Raw genomic sequence first — 21,493 nt, forward strand, 5'->3', positions numbered from 1 at the left:
GAGGAGTGCATACTTATACCAGTCGCCGTATGGATCGTTAGGAGACCCCCGTGACCGAGCGCGTCGTACTCGCCTATTCCGGCGGCCTGGACACCTCCGTCTGCATCGGATGGATCGCGGAGGAGACCGGGGCCGAGGTCATCGCCGTCGCCGTGGACGTCGGCCAGGGCGGCGAGGATCTGGACGTCATCCGCAAGCGCGCGCTCGCCTGCGGGGCCGTCGAGGCGGAGGTCGCCGACGCCAAGGACGAGTTCGCCGACGAGTACTGCCTCCCGGCCGTCAAGGCGAACGCCCTCTACATGGACCGCTACCCGCTCGTCTCGGCATTGTCCCGGCCCGTCATCGTCAAGCACCTGGTGGCCGCGGCCCGCAAGCACGGCGCCACGACGGTCGCCCACGGCTGCACCGGCAAGGGCAACGACCAGGTGCGGTTCGAGGCCGGCATCTCCTCCCTCGCCCCCGACCTGAAGTGCATCGCCCCCGTGCGGGACTACGCGATGACCCGGGACAAGGCCATCGCCTTCTGCGAGGAGAAGAACCTCCCGATCGCGACGACGAAGAAGTCGCCGTACTCCATCGACCAGAACGTCTTCGGCCGGGCCGTCGAGACCGGCTTCCTCGAGGACATCTGGAACGCCCCGATCGAGGACGTCTACGAGTACACCGAGAACCCCGCCGCGGCCCGGGAGGCCGACGAGGTCGTCATCACCTTCAAGGAGGGTGTGCCGGTCGCGGTCGACGGGAAGCCCGTCACCGTCCTGCAGGCGATCCAGCAGCTCAACGAGCGGGCCGGGGCCCAGGGGATCGGCCGGATCGACATGGTCGAGGACCGGCTGGTCGGCATCAAGTCGCGGGAGGTCTACGAGGCCCCCGGCGCGATCGCGCTGATCACCGCCCACCAGGAGCTGGAGAACGTCACCGTCGAGCGGGAGCTGGCGCGCTACAAGCGGCAGGTCGAGCAGCGCTGGGGCGAGCTGGTCTACGACGGCCTGTGGTTCTCGCCGCTCAAGCGGGCGCTGGACGGCTTCGTCGACGAGGCCAACGCGCACGTCAGCGGTGACATCCGGATGACGCTGCACGGGGGCCGGGCCGTCGTCACCGGCCGGCGGTCGGAGGCGTCCCTGTACGACTTCAACCTCGCCACCTACGACACCGGCGACACCTTCGACCAGTCCCTGTCCAAGGGCTTCATCGAGCTCTTCGGCATGTCGAGCAAGATCGCGGCCAAGCGGGACCTCGCGCAGTAACCTGCGCCCACCCCTCCCGGGGCAGCAGCACCGAGGCCGCCGTCCCGCCCACCCCGGGCGGGACGGCGGCCCGCATGAGTACGGACGACGAGGAGCGGAACGGATGACCAACGGAGTCGAGCAGGGCGCGGACGGCGGCGACGTGCGGCTGTGGGGCGGGCGCTTCGCCGACGGCCCCTCCGAGGCACTGGCCAGGCTCAGCGCGTCCGTCCACTTCGACTGGCGGCTCGCCCCCTACGACATCGCCGGCTCCCGCGCCCACGCCCGCGTCCTGAACCGGGCCGGGCTGCTGACCGCCGAGGAGCTGGAGCGCATGCTCGCGGGCCTGGACCGGCTGGAGTCCGACGTCGCTGACGGCTCCTTCACCGGCACCGTCGCCGACGAGGACGTGCACACCGCCCTCGAGCGCGGCCTGCTGGAGCGGCTCGGGCCCGACCTGGGCGGCAAGCTGCGCGCCGGGCGCTCCCGCAACGACCAGGTGGCCACGCTCTTCCGGATGTACCTGCGGGACCACGCCCGGATCATCGGCGGCCTGCTCACCGACCTCCAGGAAGCGCTGACCGGGCTCGCGGAGGCGCACCCGGACGTCGCGATGCCCGGGCGCACCCACCTCCAGCACGCCCAGCCCGTGCTCTTCGCCCACCACGTGCTGGCGCACGTCCAGGCGCTGGGCCGGAACGCGGAGCGGCTGCGGCAGTGGGACGAGCGCACCGCCGTCTCCCCCTACGGCTCCGGCGCGCTGGCCGGCTCCTCGCTCGGTCTCGACCCGCAGGCCGTCGCCGCCGACCTCGGCTTCGAGCACGGCTCGGCGGCCAACTCGATCGATGGCACGGCCTCCCGCGACTTCGTCGCCGAGTTCGCCTTCATCACCGCGATGATCGGCGTCGACCTGTCCCGGATCGCCGAGGAGGTCATCATCTGGAACACGAAGGAGTTCTCCTTCGTGACCCTGCACGACGCCTTCTCGACCGGCTCCTCGATCATGCCGCAGAAGAAGAACCCCGACATCGCGGAGCTGGCCCGGGGCAAGTCCGGCCGGCTGATCGGCAACCTGACCGGGCTGCTGGCCACCCTGAAGGCCCTGCCGCTGGCCTACAACCGGGACCTGCAGGAGGACAAGGAGCCCGTCTTCGACTCCTGCGACCAGCTGGAGGTGCTGCTGCCCGCCTTCACCGGCATGATGGCCACGCTCACCGTCAACCGGGAGCGGATGGAGGAGCTGGCCCCGGCCGGGTTCTCCCTGGCCACCGACATCGCCGAGTGGCTCGTCCGGCAGGGCGTGCCGTTCCGTGTCGCGCACGATGTCGCGGGCGCCTGCGTCAAGGAGTGCGAGCGCACCGGCGTCGAGCTGGACGAGCTGACGGACGAGCAGTTCGCCGCGATCTCCCCGCACCTGACGCCCGAAGTCCGCGGCGTGCTCAACGTGCCGGGCGCGCTCGCGTCCCGCAGCGGCCGGGGTGGCACCGCGCCGTCCGCCGTGGCGGCGCAGCTCGCCGAGGTGAAGGCCGATCTGGTGAAGCAGCGGGAGTGGGCGAGCGCCAAGGGGTGAGCTCGGCGCGGCGTGGGTACGGTGGTCATCCCGACCGCCGCCCGGACCGCGCAGGGAGCCCGCGATGCCGTTCGCCCGCCTGGCCACCGCGACCACACCGACCGCCCACATCGGGCTCGGGCTGGCCGCGGTCGGCCGCCCCGGCTACCTGAACCTCGGCCGGGACGAGGACCTCCCGGCCGAGCGCAGCGTGGACGCCCTGCGCGAGCGCACCCACCAGCTGCTGGACGCCGCGTACGCCCAGGGCGTGCGCTACATCGACGCCGCCCGCTCCTACGGGCGCGCCGAGGAGTTCCTCGGCCAGTGGCTGGACGCCCACCCGCAGGCCGAGGACCTGGTCATCGGCAGCAAGTGGGGCTACGCCTACACCGCCAACTGGCGCACCCGGGCCGACGTGCACGAGGTCAAGGAACACACGGTCGCCATGTACGAGACGCAGCGCGCGGAGACCCGCGCCCTGCTCGGCGACCATCTGGACCTCTACCAGATCCACTCCCTCACCCCCGAGAGCCCGGCCCTGACGGACCGCCGGCTGCACGAGCACCTGGCCCGGCTCGCGGAGGAGGGCGTCTCCGTGGGCTTCTCGACCAGCGGGCCCGCGCAGGCCGAGACGATCCGGGCCGCGCTGGACGTCAAGGTCGCCGGGCTGCCGCTGTTCCGCTCGGTGCAGGCCACGTACAACCTGCTGGAGACGTCGGCGGGCCCGGCCCTCGTCGAGGCGCACGACGCCGGGCTCACGGTGATCGTCAAGGAGGCCATGGCCAACGGGCGGCTGGCCGGGCCGCACGCGCCGCCGGTCCTGCGCCGGGTCGCGGAGGAGGCCGGTACCACCTGTGACGCCCTGGCCCTCGCCGCCGTGCTCGGCCGCCCCTGGGCGTTCGTCGTCCTCTCCGGCGCCGCCACCGCCGAGCAGCTGTTCACCAACCTGCACGCGGTCGCCGTCGACCTGGACGCGGAGCAGGAGGCGCAGCTGGAGGAGCTGATCGAGGAGCCCGAGGCCTACTGGCGGCAGCGCTCCGAACTGCCCTGGAGCTAATTCCCGGCGTCCCTGCCCCCCCCGGAGCAGGAGACGAGTGCGTTCCAGATGAGACATGAATGTCTCATCTGGACTATCATCGTCTCATGGCTGTGCATCGTGAACACCTCCTCAGGGCCGCCGCCGACCTGCTGTCGCGGCGCACCACGGCGTCCATGGACGAGATCGCCAGGGCGGCCGGAGTCAGCCGTGCCACGCTGCACCGGCACTTCGCCGGGCGTGACGCCCTCGTCCTGGCCCTGGGCGAGCTCGGCATCCGGCAGATCGAGGAGGGCCTCGACACCGCCCGGATCGACGAGGGCGACCCCACCGAGGCGCTGCGCCGCCTGCTCGCCGAGGCCATGCCCGTCGCCGGGTTCCTGGCCTTCCTCTACGGCGAGAACCAGCTCTACGCCACCGACCACATGGACGCCGGCTGGGCCCGCATCGACGAGCGCGTCGGCGCCCTCGTGCGGCGCGGACAGGCCGAGGGCGTCTTCCGCCGGGACCTGTCGCCGGCCTGGCTCATCGACGCGCTCTACGCCCTGATCGCCGCCTCCGGCTGGAGCGTGCAGGACGGCCGGCTCGCCCCGAAGGACGCCCCGCACATGGTGGCCGAGCTGCTGCTCGGCGGAGCACTGGAGAGGAACCCCCGATGACGTCACAGGCCGCACCCGGCCGTCGCGCACCGGCCGCCGGGACCGCACGGGCGGGCGCCCGGCGCTGGCTCGCCCTCGCCGTCCTCGCCCTGGCCGTGCTGCTCGTCGGCATCGACGCCACCGTGCTGGGGCTGGCCACGCCCTTCCTGAGCGAGGACCTCCGCCCGACCGGGACGCAGCTGCTGTGGATAGGCGACGTCTACTCGTTCGTCATCGCCGGACTGCTGGTCTCCATGGGCAGCCTCGGCGACCGGATCGGCCGCAAGCGGCTGCTGCTCTCCGGCGCCACCGTGTTCGGCGCGGTGTCGGTGCTGACCGCCTACGCGCACAGCCCGGAGGCCATGATCCTCTGGCGCGCCCTGCTCGGCGTGGCCGGAGCCACGCTGATGCCCGCCACGCTCGCCCTCATCCGCAACCTGTTCCACGACCCGCGCGAGCGCAGCCTGGCCGTGGGCATCTGGGGTGCCATGGCCTCGGCCGGGGCGGCCGTCGGGCCGGTGGCCGGGGGTTTCCTGCTGGAGCACTTCTGGTGGGGCTCGGTGTTCCTCATCAACCTGCCAGTGATGGCGGTCCTCGTCCTCGTCGGGGCGAGGGTGCTGCCCGAGTCCCGCGATCCGAACCCCGGCCCCTGGGACCTGCCCAGCGTGGGGCTGTCCATGGTGGGCATCATCGGCGTCGTCTACGCCGTCAAGGAGGCCGCCACCCACGGCCTCCGCTGGGACGCCTGCCTCGCCGGGGCACTGGGCGCCCTGGCGCTGGCCGCCTTCGTCCGGCGGCAGCTCCGGCTGCCGTCGCCGCTGCTGGACATGCGGCTGTTCCGGAGCCGCGGTCTGTCCGGCGCGGTCCTGGCCGACCTGCTGACGATCCTCGGCCTGGCGGGGATGGTCTTCTTCCTGTCGCAGTTCCTGCAGATGGTGCAGGGCCGCTCGCCGCTGGAGGCGGGGCTGGCCCAACTGCCCGCCGCGCTGGGCGCGGTGGTCTCCGGGCTGGTGGCCGGGCACGTCGCCCGCCGTACCTCGGTGCAGGCCGCCGTGAGCTGGGGGCTCGCCGCCGTCGGGCTGGCCCTCGGGGCCTGCGTGTGGCTGGACGCGAGCACCGACTACCGGCTGCTCGGCCCCATTCTGCTCGTCGTGGGCCTCGGGGCGGGGCTCTCCTTCACCGTCACGGCCGACGTGATCCTCTCCAGCGTGCCCGGGGAGCAGGCGGGCGCCGCCTCGGCCGTCTCCGAGACCGCCTACGAGCTCGGGTCGGCCCTGGGCATCGCGCTGCTCGGGTCCATCGTGACCGGTTTCTACCGCGGCTTCGCCGTTCCCGAGGGCGTCGGGGCGGGCCAGGCGGCGGACGCGCGGGAGTCCCTGGGGGCGGCCGTGGAGACGGCCGGGGCCCTCCCCGACCCCCTGGGCGGTGAGCTGCTCGCGGCGGCCCGGGAGAGCTTCACCGAGGGGCTGCGGACCGCCGCCGGGGCCGGTTCCGTGGCGCTGCTGACGGCCGCGGCCCTCGCCGGCTGGCTGCTGCGCGGCCAGCGGCTGGGTGAGGATCCGGAGGGCCCGGAGGGCCTGGAGGAAGAGTCTGCGGAGAAGCCGGGGGCCGTGCCGGAGGCCGAGTCGGCCGGATGAACGCGAAGGAGCTCAGGCCGCCTTCGCCTTGGTCGCGTACATGTCCACGTACTCCTGACCGGACAGCCGCATGACCTCGCTCATGACCTCGTCCGTCACCGCGCGCAGCACATAGCGGTCCCGGTCCATGCCCTCGTACCGGGAGAAGTCCAGCGGCTCGCCGAAGCGCACGGTGATGCGCAGGCCGGGGCGCAGCCTGGGCAGGCCCCGCCCGCCCGGCTGCACCCGGTCGGTACCGATCATCGCGAACGGCACCACCGGGGCGCCCGTCATCAGGGCGAGCCGGGCGATCCCCGTGCGGCCGCGGTAGAGCCGGCCGTCGGGGGAGCGGGTGCCCTCGGGGTAGATGCCGAAGACCTTCCCCTCCTCCAGCACCCGGCGCCCGGTCATGAGCGCGGCGACGCCGCCGTGGCCGCCGTCCCGGTCCACGGGGATCATGCCGCAGCCCGTGAAGAACCACGCCATCAGGCGCCCCTTGAGGCTGGTGCCGGTGACGTACTCGTCCTTGCCGATGAAGAACACCTGCCGGTCGGTCACCAGCGGCAGAACCATCGAGTCGATGAAGGTGAGGTGGTTGCCGGCGAGGATCACCGGACCCTGTGCGGGGACGTGCCCCGCTCCCTCGATACGCGGGCGGAAGAGCAGGCGCAGGGCCGGGCCGAGTACCGCCTTGATCAGCAGGAAACGGCGCATCGCGGATTCAGCCTCCGGTAGTGGTTTCAGTCGGCGCCACCGGGCGCGGACACGACCTTACTCGGGTCGGACGTACCCACGAACCACCGGGTAACCACGCACCGGGTGACGGTGGTTCCCCCGCGTGGCTCCCCGGCCGGTGTTCGCCTCCTGTTCCGGACCCCGTCTCCCGACGGACAGCGGCCCGCGCCTAGGCTTCGCCCGTCATCCGCCACGCGGGAGGCGGTTTCGCCGTGTCCGCTCCCGCACCACCTCTGGGAGGGTCCATGGAACACCTGCAGCAGCCCGGGCGCAGAGCCGTCCTCGGGGCGACCGTGCTGGGGGCGGCCGGAGCCGTCGCCCTGGGCGCGTCCGGCAGCGCCCAGGCCGCCGCGCCCGCGCGCGGTGGCCGACGTCCCGGCGGCCACCGGCTGCCCGTTCCCGCCGTCATCGCCCACCGCGGCGCCAGCGGCTACCGCCCCGAACACACCTTCGGCGCCTACGAGCTGGCCCTGGACATGGGTGCGGACGTGATCGAGCAGGATCTCGTGCCCACCAAGGACGGCCATCTCGTGTGCCGCCACGAGAACGAGATCGGCGGTACCACCGACGTCGCCGACCACCCGGAGTTCGCCGACCGCAAGACCACCAAGACGGTCGACGGCGGCTCCATCACCGGCTGGTTCACCGAGGACTTCACCCTCCGGGAGCTGAAGACCCTGCGCGCCACCGAACGCATCCCCGCCCAGCGGCCGAACAACACCCTCTACGACGGCCGCTGGACCGTGCCGACCTTCGCCGAGGTCCTCGACTGGGCCCGCACCGAGGGCCGGCGCCGCGGGCGCACCGTCTGGCTCCACGTGGAGACCAAGCACCCGAGCTACTTCCGCGGCCTCGGGCTCGGCCTGGAGGAGCCGCTCGCCCGGCTGCTGCGCGCGCACGGGCTGCACCGCCGCAACGCGCCGGTCTTCCTGCAGTCCTTCGAACCGAGCAGCGTCCAGCGCCTGGCCCGGCTCGTGGACACCCCCGGCGTGGTGCTGCTGTGGAAGGAGGACTACCGCCCCTGGGACTTCACCGAGGCGGGCGACCCCAGGACCACGGCCGACCTCGTCTCGCCGGAGGGCCTCGACTGGATCGCCTCCTTCGCGCGGGGCATCGGCCCGCTGATGGACCTGATCCTCCCCAAGCGCTCCGACGGCAGCCTCGGTGAGCCGACCACGCTTGTCGAGGACGCCCACGCCCGCGGTCTGGTGCTGCACCCGTACACCATGCGCAACGAGAACGCCTTCCTGCCGACCGACTTCCGGCGCGGCTCGGACCCGAACGCCCACGGCGACGCCTTCGCCGCGCTGCGCACCTACTTCGGTACCGGCATCGACGGCATCTTCACCGACCACCCCGACACCGCGCTGCTCGCGGCGGCCGACTTCCGTCGCACCCAGGGGTGAAGCGCGTCCGCCCGTGAAACCGGCCCCGCGGCCGCCCGGTGGGATGCCCGCCCCACCGGGCGGCCGCGTTCGAACCCCTGGTCACGCGGCTGACGGGAGGCCCCGGAAGGCTGAGGGGAACCGCCCGCCGAACCGGGGAATCGCAGGCGGGTTGGGAATCTCACAGGCTGGTTGGGGGCTGTCGCGTTCCCGCGGCCTGCGATCTCTGCGCAGAATGCTCTCGACGGAGGTTGGAAACCCCGCACACGGGGGAAGGGTGCGAAAGACAACCGGCGTCACCAGGGCAGCCAAGCCCGTCCGCGCGACCCTCACTCCCCGGCGCGGCGGGCGCGAGACACCAGAAAGAGGCGTGCGCACATGGCCATGAGCGTGACCATCTCTGCGGCGACCGCCCAGGACACGGAGCAGATCCTCAAGCTCCAGTACCTGTGCTACCAGAGCGAGGCCGAGCTCTACCGGGACTGGGGCATCGAGCCGTTGACCCAGACCCTGGAGGCCCTGCGCGCGGAACTGTCCGACGGCGTCGTCCTCGTGGCCCGGCTCGGCGACGAGGTCGTCGGCTCCGTCCGCGGGACCGTGGACGGCGACGGCACGGCCCACATCAACAAGCTCATCGTCCACCCGCGGCTCCAGCGCCACGGGCTCGGCGGCCGGCTCCTGGCCGAGCTGGAGACCCGGCTCGCGGCAGGACAGGGCGCCCGCCGGTTCCGGCTGTTCACCGGCCACCGCAGCGAGGGGAACCTGCGGCTGTACCGGCGCTGCGGCTACGTCGCCTCGGCCACCGAGCGCGTGTCGCCCAAGCTGAGCCTCATCACCCTGGAGAAGGCCGCGGTGGCGCAGGAGTACGCCACCAGCGCCTGACCGCCGGTCGGCGCGCCCGTCAGCGGGTGCGCCGGAATCCGTGGACGGCCCCGGGCGGGAGCGCGGGGCCGTCCACGGATTCCGGGCGCGGTCCCGGGGCCCCTCACGCTCCGCGGGACCGCCGCAGCCACCACAGCCCGACGACGGGCAGGCCGAGCGGAATGAACAGGTACCCCATGCCGTAGGCCGACCACACCGTCGTGTCGGGGAAGGCCCCGGGATCGAAGACGGACCAGGTGCCGACGACGAGCACCCCGGCCAGCTCGGCGACACAGCCGGCCAGCGCCGTCCGGCGTGCCGTCTCTCCTCCGCGGAGGAGGGCGACGGTGATGGCCGCGTAGACGAGGGCGGCCACCGCCGAGAGCGTGTAGGGCAGCGGAGCCTCGTCGAAGCGGGTCGCGATCTGGTAGGCCGATCGCGAGGCCGCCCCCACCGTGAACACGATGTAGAGGGTTACCAGCAGCCGTCCCGGCCCGGAGCCGATGCCGCCGCTCGGTGGCGCCGCCCCGGGCGCCCTGCGCGTCGGCGCGTCAGCCACCGCCGCCTCCCCAGATGTCGTAGAGCCGAACCTCGAGCACGGCCAGCACCACCGCTCCCGCCGCGACCGTCGCCGAACCCCAGCGCGTGCGCTCGGAGAGCGAGAGGAACGCCACGGCCGGAATCGCACAGGCGCAGCCGAGCAGATACGAGACGAAGACGACCGAGCCCTCGTCCGGTTCCCCGCCCCCGGCCAGTTCGACGACCCCGACGACGAGCTGCGCGAGGGCGAGCACGGTGACGAGGGCCATGCCGATGAAGTGCCAGTCCTTGGTGGGCTGGTCCCGGTAGGCCGCGTGGCCGCACCAGGCGGCCAGCGCGAGCGCGGTCACGGCGACCGCGACCGTCAGGGGGGTGAACATGGCAGCGACTTTACTGCGCCGGACGACCCCGGCCGGTTCCGGGTGGGCCCGTGCCCGACGCCGGCCGCCGGGCTCGGCCGCACCCGGCCGTGCCCGGCGGCGTCGGCCGCGGACCGGGTGGCCTTGGCCACAGCCCGCAGGCCCGGAGAGCTGCGGCCCGCTGCGCCCCACCGTTCGCCGGGACTCGTATCGTCGCAGGTCAGCGAGATTCCACCGGGGGAGTGGGGCGAAGGACCGGGCGGCTGCGCCCACCGGCCGGACGTCCATTATCCGGACTTCCGTCTCCGGGATTGGGACGCGCCGGGGTCGGTCTGCTCTACTTGCCCCCATGAGCACGACGCGCAGCCCCCTTCACGTCACCGAGGCGAACTCCCTGCCCGGTGGCTGCTGCATGCGTCGAATGTGTGACCGCTGAGGGCCCCCGCCCGAGCAGCCTCGCGCCCCGAAGCGAGCCAGCGCCCCGCGCCGACTGACCCCGCCGCACCCCGACGTGCGCACAGCACCCCGCCGGTGCCGACGTCGGCCGCGCCGCCCGTCAGCCATCCCGACACACCCCCGCACGCCGCCCCACGAGGGCGCCGCGTGCCCGACAGTGACGGAAACCCAGTGATCACCACCACGGACCTGACGAAGGTCTACCGCACAGCCGACCGCGAGGTCACCGCCCTGGACCGGGTGAACCTGCGGGTCAAGGAGGGCGAGGTCTACGGCGTCATCGGCCAGAGCGGCGCCGGCAAGTCCTCCCTCATCCGCTGCGTCAACCTGCTGGAGACGCCCACCTCGGGCACGGTGACCGTCGACGGTGTGGAGCTGACCGCCCTCGCCGGCCGCGGTCCGCGGCCACCGGCTGCCCTGCGCGCCGCCCGGACCCGCATCGGCATGGTCTTCCAGCACTTCAACCTCCTCTCCTCGCGCACCGTGCAGGGCAACGTCGAACTGCCCCTGGAGATCCTCGGCGTCACCCGGGCCGAGCGCCGCCGCAAGGCCCTCGACCTCCTGGACGTCGTCGGGCTCGCCGACCGCGCCCGTGCCTACCCCGCACAGCTCTCCGGCGGGCAGAAGCAGCGGGTCGGCATCGCGCGCGCCCTCGCGGGTGACCCGAAGGTGCTGCTCTCCGACGAGGCCACCTCCGCCCTCGACCCGGACACCACCCGCTCGGTGCTGGAGCTGCTGCGCGACCTCAACCGGCAGCTCGGCCTGACCGTTCTGCTCATCACCCACGAGATGGACGTCGTGAAGACGGTGTGCGACTCCGCCGCGCTCATGCGCGCGGGCCGGATCGTGGAGTCCGGCACCGTCCCCGAGCTGCTCGCCACCCCCGGCTCCGAGCTGGCCGCCACGCTGTTCCCCGTCGGCGGGCCCGTCCCGGACGCCACGGACCGCACCGTCGTCGACATCACCTTCCACGGCGCGGCCACCGGACGTCCGGTGATCTCCCAGCTCGCCCGCACCTACGCCATCGACGTCTCGATCCTCGGCGCCGCCATGGACGCCGTCGGCACGGCGCAGGTCGGCCGCATGCGCATCGAACTGCCCGGCCCGTTCGCCGACAACGTCGTCCCCATCGGCTTCCTGCGCGAGCAGGGCCTCGCCGTCGACGTCGTCACCGGGACGGGCGGCGCCGCGCTCCCGCCCGACGCCACCGAGCCCCGTGCCGACCAGGCCGCACCGACCCCGGAGGGCATCCGATGACCTGGACCGAGATGCAGCCGCTGCTCACCCAGGCGTGCGTCGACACGCTGTACATGGTCGGCTGGTCCACGCTGGTCGCCGCGCTCGGGGGCGTGCCGCTCGGCGTGCTGCTCGTCCTCACCGACCGGGGCGGGATGCTGCGCAACCTCGCGGTGAACCGCGTCGTCGGGGCCGTCGTCAACGTCGGGCGGTCGTTGCCGTTCGTCATCCTGCTCGTCGCCCTGATCCCGTTCACCAGCGCGGTCGTCGGCACCTTCATCGGGCCGACGGCGGCCGTCGTGCCCCTCGCGGTCGGCGCCGTCCCCTTCTTCGCGCGACTCGTCGAGACCGCGCTGCGCGAGGTCGACCACGGCCTGGTGGAAGCGGCACAGGCCATGGGCGGCGGCACCCGCACCGTCGTCTTCAAGGTGCTGCTGCCGCAGGCGCTGCCCTCGCTCGTGGCCGGCCTCACCACCACCGTCATCGTGCTCGTCGGCTACTCGGCGATGGCCGGCGTCGTCGGCGCCGGCGGGCTCGGCGACCTTGCCCACACCTACGGCTACCAGCGTTTCGAGACAACGCTGATGCTCGTCACCGTCGCCGTGCTCATCGTGCTCGTGACGCTCGTTCAGCTCCTCGGCGACGCAGCCGTCCGCCTCCTCGGACGGCGCGAGCGCCCCGCCGACTGAACCGGCGCACGACGCGCCCCCGGACCACACCCCGCAGAAACAAGGAAGCCCGAACTCTTCGTCGGGCAGACACCACCAAAGGAGAGCACTCATCGTGCGCACCACCACGCTCACCGCCGCCCTCGCGGCCACCGCGGCCCTCACGCTCGGCCTCACCGCCTGCGGCACCGCCTCCGACCCGAAGCCGTCCGGCTCCGACGGCGGCGACGCCGCCCTCACCGTCGCCGCGTCCGCGACCCCGCACGCCGAGATCCTGGAGTACGTCCGGGACAACCTGGCGGAGGAGGCGGGCCTCGACCTGGACGTCAAGGTCTTCAACGACTACGTCCTGCCCAACACCGCCACCGAGAGCGGCGACGTCGACGCCAACTACTTCCAGCACCGCCCCTACCTGGACGACTTCAACGCCAAGAACGGCACCCACATCGTCCCCGTCGTCGACGTCCACCTCGAACCGCTCGGCCTCTACTCCGAGTCGGCGCGGGCCCTGGCCGACATCGGCCCCGGCGACACCGTCGCCATCCCCAACGACACGACCAACGGCGGCCGGGCCCTGAAGCTCCTCGACACCCACGCGCTGATCGAGCTGAAGGACGGCGCGGGCCAGGACGCCACCCTGGCCGACATCGCCGACCGCAAGGGCCTGACGTTCAAGGAACTGGAGGCCGCGACGCTGCCGCGGGCCCTCGGCGAGGTGGACGCCGCCGTCATCAACGGCAACTACGCCATCGAGGCCGGGCTCAACCCCGAGAAGGACGCCTTCGCCCGCGAGGCGGCCGAGGGCAACCCGTACGCCAACTTCCTCGCGGTCAAGGAGGGCGACGAGGATGACCCGCGGATCGGGAAGCTCGCCGAGCTCCTCAACTCCGCCGAGGTCAGGGCGTTCATCGAGGACGAGTACCAGGGCTCCGTCGTCCCCGCCTTCGGCGCCCCGCGCGACTGACCCCCTCCCCGCACCCGTCGCACGGCGCCGGGCCCGCCCGCCCGGGCCCGGCGCTGTGAGCGTCCGACCACATGCTGCATGCTGTGCAGACGACCCCATCGGCACGGAGCGGCGCATGACTTCCAGATTCCCGGACATCTCCATCAGTACGGATCGACTCGTGCTGCGGCCGTTCGAGGAAGCGGACATCCCGGCGCTCACGGACATGATGAACGACGAACTCGTCACCGCCTGGACGGACGCCCCGCACCCCTACACGCGGGCCGACGCCCGGGAATGGGTCACCCGGCAGGCTCCGCGGCGGCGCACCGACGGCGGCGGCATCGCCCTGGCCGTCACGGAGTTCCTCACCGGTCGTCTCGTGGGCAGCGTGGAACTGCGCCGCACCGACTGGCGGACGGCGGCCACCGAGGCGTGCTACGTCGTCGCGCCCTGGGCCCGGGGCGAGGGCTACGCCGCCGAGACGCTGCTCGCCGTCTCCACCTGGCTCTTCCGCGACCAGGGCTTCGCGCGCCTCGAACTGCGCACCGCCGCGGACAACACCGCCGCCCAGCAGGTCGCGCAGAAGGTCGGCTGCATCAGCGAGGGCGTCCTGCGCAGCGCGGGTACCACCCGCGTACGCACCGAGGAGCACGGACCGCCGGCGCCCCCGGCCACGTCAGCCTCCTCCACCGCGGCGGAGGAGTGGACCGACGTCCGCACCGACCTCATCGTCTGGAGCCTCCTGCCCGAGGACCTCGACGAGACGCCCGACGAGCCGCCGACCGTCGTGGAACGCACCCCCGCGAAGGCCCACGGGCCGCTCGGGTAACCTCACTGGCGCCCGTCACAGCGACCCCCAGGAGGCCCCGCCGATGGCCGACCGTGTCACCGTGATCGGCTGGGACGGTTCGCCCCTGGACGGTGCGGCCCGATCCGCGCTCCGCGCCGCCACCCTGGTCGCGGGCGCGGCCCACCACCTGACCCTCCCCGACGTCCCCGCCGGCGCCGAGCACGTCCGCCTCGGCAGCATCGCCCTCGCCGCCCGGCGCATCGCCCAGCACCGCGGCACGGCCGTCGTCCTGGCCGACGGCGACCCCGGCCTCTTCGGCGTCGTCCGCGCACTGCGCGCCCCCGAACACGGGCTGGAAGTGGAGGTCGTCCCCGCCGTCTCCGCCGTCGCCACCGCCTTCGCCCGCGCCGGGATGCCCTGGGACGACGCCCAGCTCGTCGTCGCCAACCGCCGCACCCTGCGCCGGGCCGTCAACGTCTGCCGCGCCCACCCCAAGGTCGGCGTCCTCACCTCGCCCGGAGCCGGACCCGCCGAGCTCGCCCTGCTCCTCGGCGACGTGCATCGCACCTTCGTCATCTGCGAGGAACTGGGCACGGCCCGGGAGCGGATGACGGTCCTGACCTCCGACAAGGCCGCCGACCACGTGTGGCGCGACCCCAACGTCGTCATCGTCGTCGGCGGGCACGGCGCCGCCGCCGGGGCCGGCGCCGCCCCGGGCGGCGGCTGGCTCGCCGGCCAGGACCTCGGCCAGCCGCGGACGACCCGCGGCTGGGCACTGCCCGGCCCCGCCCACGGCACGCCCGAAGCCCGGCTCACCACCGGAGAGTCGGCCACCCTGCGGGCCGCCCAGCTGGCACGCCTGGGCCCCCGCACCGGCGACCTGGTGTGGGACATCGGCGCCGGCGGCGGCTCGTTCGCCGTCGAGGCCGCCGGTTTCGGCGCCGCCGTCCTCGCCGTCGACCGCAACGCCGAGGCCTGCGCCCTCACCACCGCGGCGGCACGACGGCTGGGCGTCCAGCTCCAGATGGTGCGCGGCGGCGCCCCGCAGATCCTCCAGGACCTGCCGGAACCCGATCTGGTCCGGATCGGGGGCGGCGGGCTGCGCACCGTGACGGCCTGCGCCGAGCGGCGACCCGAGCGCCTCGTCACCCACGCCACCACCCGGGACGAGGCGGAGGCCCTCGGCCGGGTGCTGGCCGCGGCGGGGTACGCGGTCGAGTGCGCTCTGCTCCAGACCCTGGAACTGGACACGAAGACCTGGTCGGAACGGGACCGCACCGTCGTTTTCCTGCTCTCCGGAACCCGGATGTGATCTGTCGCGGAACAACCGTGACCAACCGGGGTCAGTCGTACACCCCGGGCCGGGCGGACCGGCCGGGACCGGTAGGCTGAACGACCGTTGTTCCGTCACCCAGAGTTGACGCTTTGTTCGGCTATGTACGGGATGGCGGGGCAGGAGACGTGCCGCGCGGGGCGCATGCTCGTTCTCCAGGCGGGGGAGTCCCACGGGACTCGACGGAGCACTACCGATGGCGAGGGGTACGCATGACCGACACCGGCCAGGTCCCGGGTGAGGGGCTGCCGGAGAACGCAGGCGCACTGCCGGAGCAGACGGGCACACCGGCCTCCGGCACGTACACCTTCGCGGACCCGGCCCAGGGCGGTGCGCCCGGCTACGAGGACGACATGCTGCTGATGCCCGGCGCACAGGGAGCGTGGAACGAGGCAGCCCACCACGAGACGGGCCACCACGAGACGGGCCACCACGCAACGGGCCAGCCGGGAACCGCGGCCGGCCCCCTCCCGGGCCCGCACGAGACCGACGGCCGTGACTCCGGGTTCCACGAGTACGGGGCCGTCCGCGAGTCCGGCCAGGACACCGGCCACACCGCGCATCCCGGTCAGCCCGGTGCCGCCGCACCCCGTCGCCCGCTCCACCTCGGCCCGCCGGTGCCCGAGCAGTCCGGCGCCGTCCGCTCCCTGGCCGACCGTGGGCCCACGCCCTCCGCCGCCCCGTCCCCGGCCGGTCAGCCCGGCGCCGCCCAGGGCGGTCCGGTCCAGCCCGCCCCCGCCCCCGCGCCGGAGCCCGCCCCGTACCCGGCGGAGCAGGGCGGCCCCGAGTACTTCGAGACCGGCCAGGTGCCCGTCGCCACCCCCGAGGACGGTTTCCCCGGCCAGGCGGAGCAGCAGTCGGCCACGCCGCCGATGACCCCGGTGACCCCCGTCCAGCCCGGTGCCTGGTCCACCCCCGTGGCCGCGCCGTACGACGGCCAGTCGGCCGGAGACGCAGAAACGGTCGACCCGTCCGCTGGCGTTCCGCAGTCCGGTCCGGCCCCGGCCGGTGAACCGCTCCCCGCCTCCGAGGCGGTCGCAGCCCCGGAGGGAGCCCCGGCCCCGGAGGGGGCCCCCGGCCCCGACGCGGCACCCGTCGCCGAGGCGACACCCGCCGCCGAGGCACAGGCGCCCGCGCCGCACGCCATGCCGCCGGCCGGGCCCGAGCCGACGGCCGAGCCCCAGCCCGGTGAGTCCGGCGCCGTGGCCGAGCAGCCGCAGACGTCGGCGCCCTCGCAGCCGGCCCCGACACCCGAGTCCACGCCCGAGCCGGTCGCGGAAGCCGTCCAGCCGGTGGCGGAACCGGCCCCCGAGGCCACGCCCGAGCCCGCCGGGCTCGTCGGTGAGGGAGCCGCTCCGGAGCCCGGCGCTGCTCCCGCCGAGGGCGCCCAGCCCGTCGAGGCCCCTGCGTCCCTGCCCGGGCCCCGTTCCGAGAACCCCGCCGAGCCGGTGGGGCAGCCTGAGCCGCAGCCCGCGCCCGTCCTGGTGACCGCCGCGCCGCAGCCCGACGCCCCGGAGCCCTTCCCGGAGGCGGTCGCGCCCGCAGAGCCGCAGCCCGCGGTGCCGGTGGAGTCCGTGGAGGCCCCGGCAGGGCAGCCCGGTGCCGCCGTCGAACCGGCCCCGGAGCCGGCCCCCCAGCCCGTGGCCGGCCCGGAGCCCGTGACGGACGCGGCACCGGGCGCGCCCGAGGCCCCCGAGTCCGAGTCGGCCCCCGAGACCGGGGCCGTCCCGGAGCCCGAGTCGGCCCCCGAGGCCGAGGCCGCGCCCGAGGAGGGCATGGGGCTGGAGGGCCCCGGAGCCGCGCAGGGGGAGGCTGTGGCCGAGCCCGCGCCGGAGGCCGTCGCGGTGCCGCAGGGCCCGCCCGCCCCCGGGTACCCGGACGCCGAGCGCGAGGCCCTGCACAAGGTGATGCGCGAGCGCCGGGACATCCGCAACGGCTTCCGGCCCGACCCGATCCCGCACGAGGTGCTGCTGCGGGTGTTGGAGGCCGCCCACACCGCACCCAGCGTCGGGCACTCCCAGCCCTGGGACTTCGTCATCATCCGCTCCGAGGAGACCCGGCGGGCGATGCACGAGCTGGCCGTGCGGCAGCGCGAGGCCTACGCCAAGTCGCTTCCCCGCGCGCGGGCCAAGCAGTTCAAGGAACTGAAGATCGAGGCGATCCTCGACACGCCGGTCAACATCGTCGTCACCGCCGACCCGACGCGCGGGGGCCGGCACACCCTCGGGCGGCACACCCAGCCGCAGATGGCGCCCTACTCCTCCGCGCTCGCCGTGGAGAACCTGTGGCTCGCCGCCCGGGCCGAGGGGCTCGGCGTGGGCTGGGTCAGCTTCTTCGACGAGCGGGAGATGGTCACCGCGCTCGGGCTGCCCGAACACCTGGAGGTCGTCGCCTACCTGTGCGTCGGCTACGTGGACGCCTTCCCGGACGAGCCGGAGCTGGCGCAGGCCGGCTGGTCCAAGCGCCGTCCGCTGTCCTGGGTGGTGCACGAGGAGTCCTACGGCCGCCGGGTCCTGCCGGGCGGTGAGCCGAGCGACCTGCTCGCCGAGACCCTCGCCGGCATCCGTCCGCTGGACGCCAAGGCGCTCGGCGAGGCGTGGGAGCGGCAGAAGCGGATGACGAAGCCCTCCGGTGCCCTGGGCATGCTGGAGATCATCTCCGCCCAGCTCAGCGGCCTGGCCCGCAAGTGCCCGCCGCCCGTCCCGGAGCCGGCGGCCGTGGCCATCTTCGCCGGGGACCACGGCGTGCACGCCCAGGGCGTGACCGCCTGGCCGCAGGAGGTGACCGGGCAGATGGTCGCCAACTTCCTCGGCGGCGGCGCCGTCTGCAACGCGTTCGCGGGCCAGGTGGGCGCCGAGGTCTGCGTGGTGGACGTGGGGGTGGCCGCCGAGCTGCCCGCCTCGCCCGGACTGCTGCCGCGCAAGGTGCGGCCGGGCACCGCCGACTTCACCGTCGGCCCCGCCATGGAGCGGGCCGAGGCGGTCCGTGCCATCGAGATCGGCATCGAGACCGCACGTGACCTGGTCACGGCGGGCAACCGGGCCCTGCTGACGGGCGAGATGGGCATCGCGAACACGACGGTGTCCGCGGCGCTGATCTCCGCGTTCACCGGCACGGACCCCTCCGAGGTGACGGGCCGGGGCACGGGCATCAACGACGACATGCACGCCCACAAGGTGGAGGTCGTCCGCCGCGCCCTGGAGCTGCACCGGCCCGACCCGGCCGACCCGGTCGGCGTCCTGGCCGCCCTGGGCGGCCTGGAGCACGCCGCGATGGTCGGTCTCATCCTCGGCGGCGCCTCGCTGCGTACGCCGGTGATCCTGGACGGCGTCAGCGCCGGAGCCGCCGCCCTGGTGGCCCGCGCCATCGCCCCGGAGGCGCTGGCGGCCTGCATCGCCGGGCACCGCAGTGCGGAACCGGGGCACGTGGCCGCGCTGACCAAGCTCGGCCTGCGCCCGCTGGTGGACCTGGACCTGCGGCTGGGGGAGGGCACCGGTGCCCTGCTCGCGCTGCCGGTGGTACAGTCCGCCGCCCGGGCGATGCACGAGGTCGCGACGTTCGACGCGGCGGGTGTCACGGAGAAGAACTGAGCCGGCCCTCGCGGAGCCGACGCCACACCCCTGTAACACCCGCCGTCTACGATGCTGGGTGAACGCCCAGTCCACCCGCACACACCCCGTCACGCCGGGCACGAGAGCGTGACGATCGACGCCGCCGCTCCATCGCCGCAGCGGCTCAGCACCACCCTCCGAGGAGCCGCACCGCCATGTCCGACACTCCCGCCTACCCCGTCGGCCTGCGGTTGGAGGGCCGCCGGGTGGTCGTTCTCGGTGGCGGCACGGTCGCCCAGCGTCGGCTGCCCGCGCTGGTCGCCGCCGGGGCGGACGTCGAGCTCATCGCACCCGAGGTCACCCCGTCGGTGGAGGCCATGGCCGAGGCCGGCGAGCTGCGCTGGGAACGCCGCGGTTACCGCGCGGGCGACCTGGCCGAGGCCTGGTACGCGCTGATCGCCACCAGCGACCCGGCGGCCAACGAGGCCGCCTCCGCCGAGGCCGAGGCGCACCGCGTCTGGGCGGTGCGCAGCGACGACGCCGAGGCGGCCACCGCGTGGACGCCCGCCACCGGCCACAGCGAGGGCGTCACCGTCGCCGTGCTGACCGGCAGCGACCCGCGCCGCTCCGCCGCCGTACGGGACGCCGTGGTCGAGGGGCTGCATGACGGAACCCTGGCCGCGCCCCAGTACCGCGCGCGCACCGCGGGTGTCGCCCTGGTCGGCGGCGGCCCCGGCGATCCGGACCTGATCACCGTGCGCGGCCGTCGGCTCCTGGCCGAGGCCGACGTCGTCGTCGCGGACCGGCTCGGTCCGCGCGACCTGCTGGCCGAACTGCCCCCGCATGTCGAGATCGTCGACGCCGCCAAGATCCCCTACGGGCGGTTCATGGCGCAGGAGGCCATCAACAACGCGCTCGTCGAGTACGCGAAGGCCGGGAAGTCGGTGGTCCGGCTCAAGGGCGGGGACCCGTTCGTCTTCGGCCGGGGCATGGAGGAGGTGCAGGAGCTGACGCGTGCGGGCGTGCCCGTCACCGTCGTGCCGGGGATCTCCAGCTCCATCAGCGTGCCCGGCGCCGTGGGCATCCCCGTCACGCACCGGGGCGTGGCCCACGAGTTCACCGTGGCCAGCGGCCACGTCGCGCCCGACGACGAGCGCTCCCTCGTGGACTGGCCCGCGCTGGCCGCGCTGCGCGGCACGCTGGTGCTGCTCATGGCCGTGGAGAACATCGGGGCCATCGCCGCCACCCTCGTCGCGCACGGCCGGGCCGCGGACACCCCCGTCGCCGTCGTGCAGGAGGGCACGATGGCCACCCAGCGCCGGGTGGACGCGACCCTGGACACCGTCGCCGAGCGGGTGCGGGCGGAGGACGTCCGGCCTCCCGCCGTGGTCGTCATCGGGGACGTCGTCGGCGTCGGCCCGGGCGGCTCGTCCGAGGATCCGGCGCGTGGCTGAGCCCGTCACCGTCACGGATCCGGCCGACCCGCGGCTCCACGACTACACCGACCTCACCGACGTCGCGCTGCGCCGCCGCCGGGAACCGGCCGAGGGGCTGTTCATCGCCGAGGGCGAGAAGGTCATCCGCCGGGCGCTGCAGGCCGGATACCCGATGCGCTCGCTGCTGCTGTCCGCCAAGTGGGCCGAGCCGATGCGCGACGTCATCGACGCGGCCACCGTGCCCGTGTACCTCGTCGACCCCGGGACCGCCGAGCGGGTCACCGGCTACCACGTGCACCGCGGCGCCCTCGCGGCCATGGCCCGCACCCCGCTGCCCCGCCCCGAGGACCTGCTGCGGGACGCCCGCCGCGTGGCGGTCCTCGAGTCCGTCAACGACCACACCAACGTCGGCGCCATCTTCCGCAGCGCCGCGGCCCTCGGCATGGACGCCGTGCTGCTCTCGCCCGACTGCGCCGATCCGCTCTACCGGCGCTCCGTCAAGGTCTCGATGGGTGCCGTGTTCGCCGTCCCCTACGCCCGGCTCGACACCTGGCCCGGCGGCCTGGGGGCGGTACGGGAGGCCGGTTTCCGGCTGCTCGCGCTCACGCCCGCGCCGGAGGCGGTCGACCTGGCAGAGGTCGTGGCCGACCGCCCCGAGCGGGCCGCGCTTCTGCTGGGCGCCGAGGGCTCCGGGCTCAGCCGCCGCGCCCTGGGCGCAGCCGACACCTGGACACGCATCCCCATGGCGCACGGCGTCGACTCGCTCAACGTGGGCGCCGCCGCGGCCGTCGCCTTCTACGCCCTCGCCGCGGCCCCGGGCGCGAAGCCCGGCCGCTGAGCGAAGGTCTCCCCGGCGCCCGGCGCCGTCGTGTCGGCGTGCGCCGTGGGCGCGGCCGGCGGCAGGGCGCGCCCCTCGGGCGCCTCACAGCCCTGGGCCGCCGCGATCCCGAGCGCCACCAGCAGGGTCACCGTCACGAACACCACGAGCCGCTGCCGCAGGAGCCGACGGTCGGGCCCGGGACGGTGCGGTGGCCTGCGGGCCGGCCGACGGCGTGGCGCGGGCCCGCGAGACGCGGTCCTGCGCCCGGCCGTCCCGGCCTCGCTGGGCCGCCGCCGCTCACCGCCCGTCCGG

18 protein-coding genes and 1 pseudogene are annotated in these 21,493 nt (G+C 74.3%); 15 read left to right on the forward strand and 4 right to left on the reverse strand.

Features of this window, described 5'->3' with window-relative positions; all coding sequences use genetic code 11:
- The first annotated feature begins 50 nt into the window (after positions 1–50).
- The 5 genes from HPT28_RS22010 to HPT28_RS22030 all read left to right on the forward strand — a co-directional run bounded on the left by HPT28_RS22010 (position 51) and on the right by HPT28_RS22030 (position 6,086).
- Positions 51–1,247, forward strand: coding sequence for an argininosuccinate synthase (locus tag HPT28_RS22010; RefSeq protein WP_219092924.1), 1,197 nt, complete (start codon positions 51–53; stop codon positions 1,245–1,247).
- Between the two features lie 103 nt (positions 1,248–1,350).
- Positions 1,351–2,796 carry an argininosuccinate lyase gene (argH, locus tag HPT28_RS22015; protein ID WP_219092925.1) on the forward strand — a complete coding sequence of 482 codons (1,446 nt, stop codon included), beginning with the start codon at positions 1,351–1,353 and terminating at the stop codon, positions 2,794–2,796.
- A gap of 64 nt (positions 2,797–2,860) precedes the next feature.
- Complete coding sequence (locus HPT28_RS22020) at positions 2,861–3,832, forward strand: aldo/keto reductase (protein WP_219092926.1); 972 nt, start codon at positions 2,861–2,863, stop codon at positions 3,830–3,832.
- A gap of 86 nt (positions 3,833–3,918) precedes the next feature.
- Positions 3,919–4,470, forward strand: a complete 552-nt coding sequence (locus HPT28_RS22025) for a TetR/AcrR family transcriptional regulator (protein WP_219092927.1) — start codon at positions 3,919–3,921, stop codon at positions 4,468–4,470.
- The gene (locus tag HPT28_RS22030; RefSeq protein WP_219092928.1) at positions 4,467–6,086 is read left to right on the forward strand and encodes an MFS transporter; all 1,620 of its coding nucleotides are present in this window, start codon (positions 4,467–4,469) and stop codon (positions 6,084–6,086) included. The genes HPT28_RS22025 and HPT28_RS22030 overlap by 4 nt, the downstream gene beginning before the upstream one ends.
- Positions 6,087–6,098: 12 nt before the next feature.
- Here HPT28_RS22030 and HPT28_RS22035 read toward each other — a convergent pair whose 3' ends face one another.
- Entirely contained in the window at positions 6,099–6,779 is a 681-nt protein-coding gene (locus HPT28_RS22035) for a 1-acyl-sn-glycerol-3-phosphate acyltransferase (protein ID WP_219092929.1), read from the reverse strand.
- A gap of 266 nt (positions 6,780–7,045) precedes the next feature.
- On the opposite strand from HPT28_RS22035, the gene HPT28_RS22040 reads away from it, so the two are divergent.
- Both HPT28_RS22040 and HPT28_RS22045 read left to right on the forward strand, forming a co-directional pair.
- Complete coding sequence (locus HPT28_RS22040; protein WP_219092930.1) at positions 7,046–8,206, forward strand: glycerophosphodiester phosphodiesterase; 1,161 nt, start codon at positions 7,046–7,048, stop codon at positions 8,204–8,206.
- A 171-nt stretch (positions 8,207–8,377) separates the two neighbouring features.
- Positions 8,378–9,067, forward strand: a complete 690-nt coding sequence (locus HPT28_RS22045) for a GNAT family N-acetyltransferase (protein WP_374226997.1) — start codon at positions 8,378–8,380, stop codon at positions 9,065–9,067.
- Positions 9,068–9,170: 103 nt separating this feature from the next.
- Here HPT28_RS22045 and HPT28_RS22050 read toward each other — a convergent pair whose 3' ends face one another.
- Both HPT28_RS22050 and HPT28_RS22055 read right to left on the reverse strand, forming a co-directional pair.
- Positions 9,171–9,605, reverse strand: a complete 435-nt coding sequence (locus HPT28_RS22050) for a hypothetical protein (RefSeq protein WP_219092932.1) — start codon at positions 9,603–9,605, stop codon at positions 9,171–9,173.
- Positions 9,598–9,966 carry a hypothetical protein gene (locus HPT28_RS22055; RefSeq protein WP_219092933.1) on the reverse strand — a complete coding sequence of 123 codons (369 nt, stop codon included), beginning with the start codon at positions 9,964–9,966 and terminating at the stop codon, positions 9,598–9,600. The genes HPT28_RS22050 and HPT28_RS22055 overlap by 8 nt, the downstream gene beginning before the upstream one ends.
- Positions 9,967–10,572: 606 nt before the next feature.
- On the opposite strand from HPT28_RS22055, the gene HPT28_RS22060 reads away from it, so the two are divergent.
- The 8 genes from HPT28_RS22060 (at position 10,573) to HPT28_RS22095 (ending at position 21,199) form a co-directional block, all read left to right on the forward strand.
- Complete coding sequence (locus HPT28_RS22060) at positions 10,573–11,658, forward strand: methionine ABC transporter ATP-binding protein (protein WP_219092934.1); 1,086 nt, start codon at positions 10,573–10,575, stop codon at positions 11,656–11,658.
- Positions 11,655–12,326, forward strand: coding sequence for a methionine ABC transporter permease (locus tag HPT28_RS22065; RefSeq protein ID WP_219092935.1), 672 nt, complete (start codon positions 11,655–11,657; stop codon positions 12,324–12,326). The genes HPT28_RS22060 and HPT28_RS22065 overlap by 4 nt, the downstream gene beginning before the upstream one ends.
- Before the next feature lie 91 nt (positions 12,327–12,417).
- Positions 12,418–13,269, forward strand: a complete 852-nt coding sequence (locus tag HPT28_RS22070) for a MetQ/NlpA family ABC transporter substrate-binding protein (protein ID WP_219092941.1) — start codon at positions 12,418–12,420, stop codon at positions 13,267–13,269.
- Positions 13,270–13,384: 115 nt separating this feature from the next.
- Positions 13,385–14,080 (forward strand): GNAT family N-acetyltransferase, encoded by a 696-nt coding sequence (locus HPT28_RS22075; protein WP_219092936.1) that lies wholly within the window; start codon positions 13,385–13,387, stop codon positions 14,078–14,080.
- Between the two features lie 43 nt (positions 14,081–14,123).
- Complete coding sequence (gene cbiE, locus HPT28_RS22080) at positions 14,124–15,353, forward strand: precorrin-6y C5,15-methyltransferase (decarboxylating) subunit CbiE (RefSeq protein WP_219092937.1); 1,230 nt, start codon at positions 14,124–14,126, stop codon at positions 15,351–15,353.
- Positions 15,354–15,586: 233 nt separating this feature from the next.
- Complete coding sequence (gene cobT / locus HPT28_RS22085; protein ID WP_219092938.1) at positions 15,587–18,964, forward strand: nicotinate-nucleotide--dimethylbenzimidazole phosphoribosyltransferase; 3,378 nt, start codon at positions 15,587–15,589, stop codon at positions 18,962–18,964.
- A 176-nt stretch (positions 18,965–19,140) separates the two neighbouring features.
- Complete coding sequence (cobA, locus tag HPT28_RS22090; protein WP_219092939.1) at positions 19,141–20,379, forward strand: uroporphyrinogen-III C-methyltransferase; 1,239 nt, start codon at positions 19,141–19,143, stop codon at positions 20,377–20,379.
- Positions 20,372–21,199, forward strand: a complete 828-nt coding sequence (locus tag HPT28_RS22095; RefSeq protein ID WP_219092940.1) for an RNA methyltransferase — start codon at positions 20,372–20,374, stop codon at positions 21,197–21,199. Before cobA ends, HPT28_RS22095 begins: the two co-directional genes overlap by 8 nt.
- Here HPT28_RS22095 and HPT28_RS22100 read toward each other — a convergent pair.
- A pseudogene (locus HPT28_RS22100) lies at positions 21,157–21,493 on the reverse strand (hypothetical protein); the annotation flags it as partial. The gene HPT28_RS22095 and the pseudogene HPT28_RS22100 overlap by 43 nt on opposite strands.

It is taken from the genome of Streptomyces sp. JJ38, from assembly GCF_019303475.1.
In the GTDB taxonomy this organism is placed as follows: domain Bacteria; phylum Actinomycetota; class Actinomycetes; order Streptomycetales; family Streptomycetaceae; genus Streptomyces.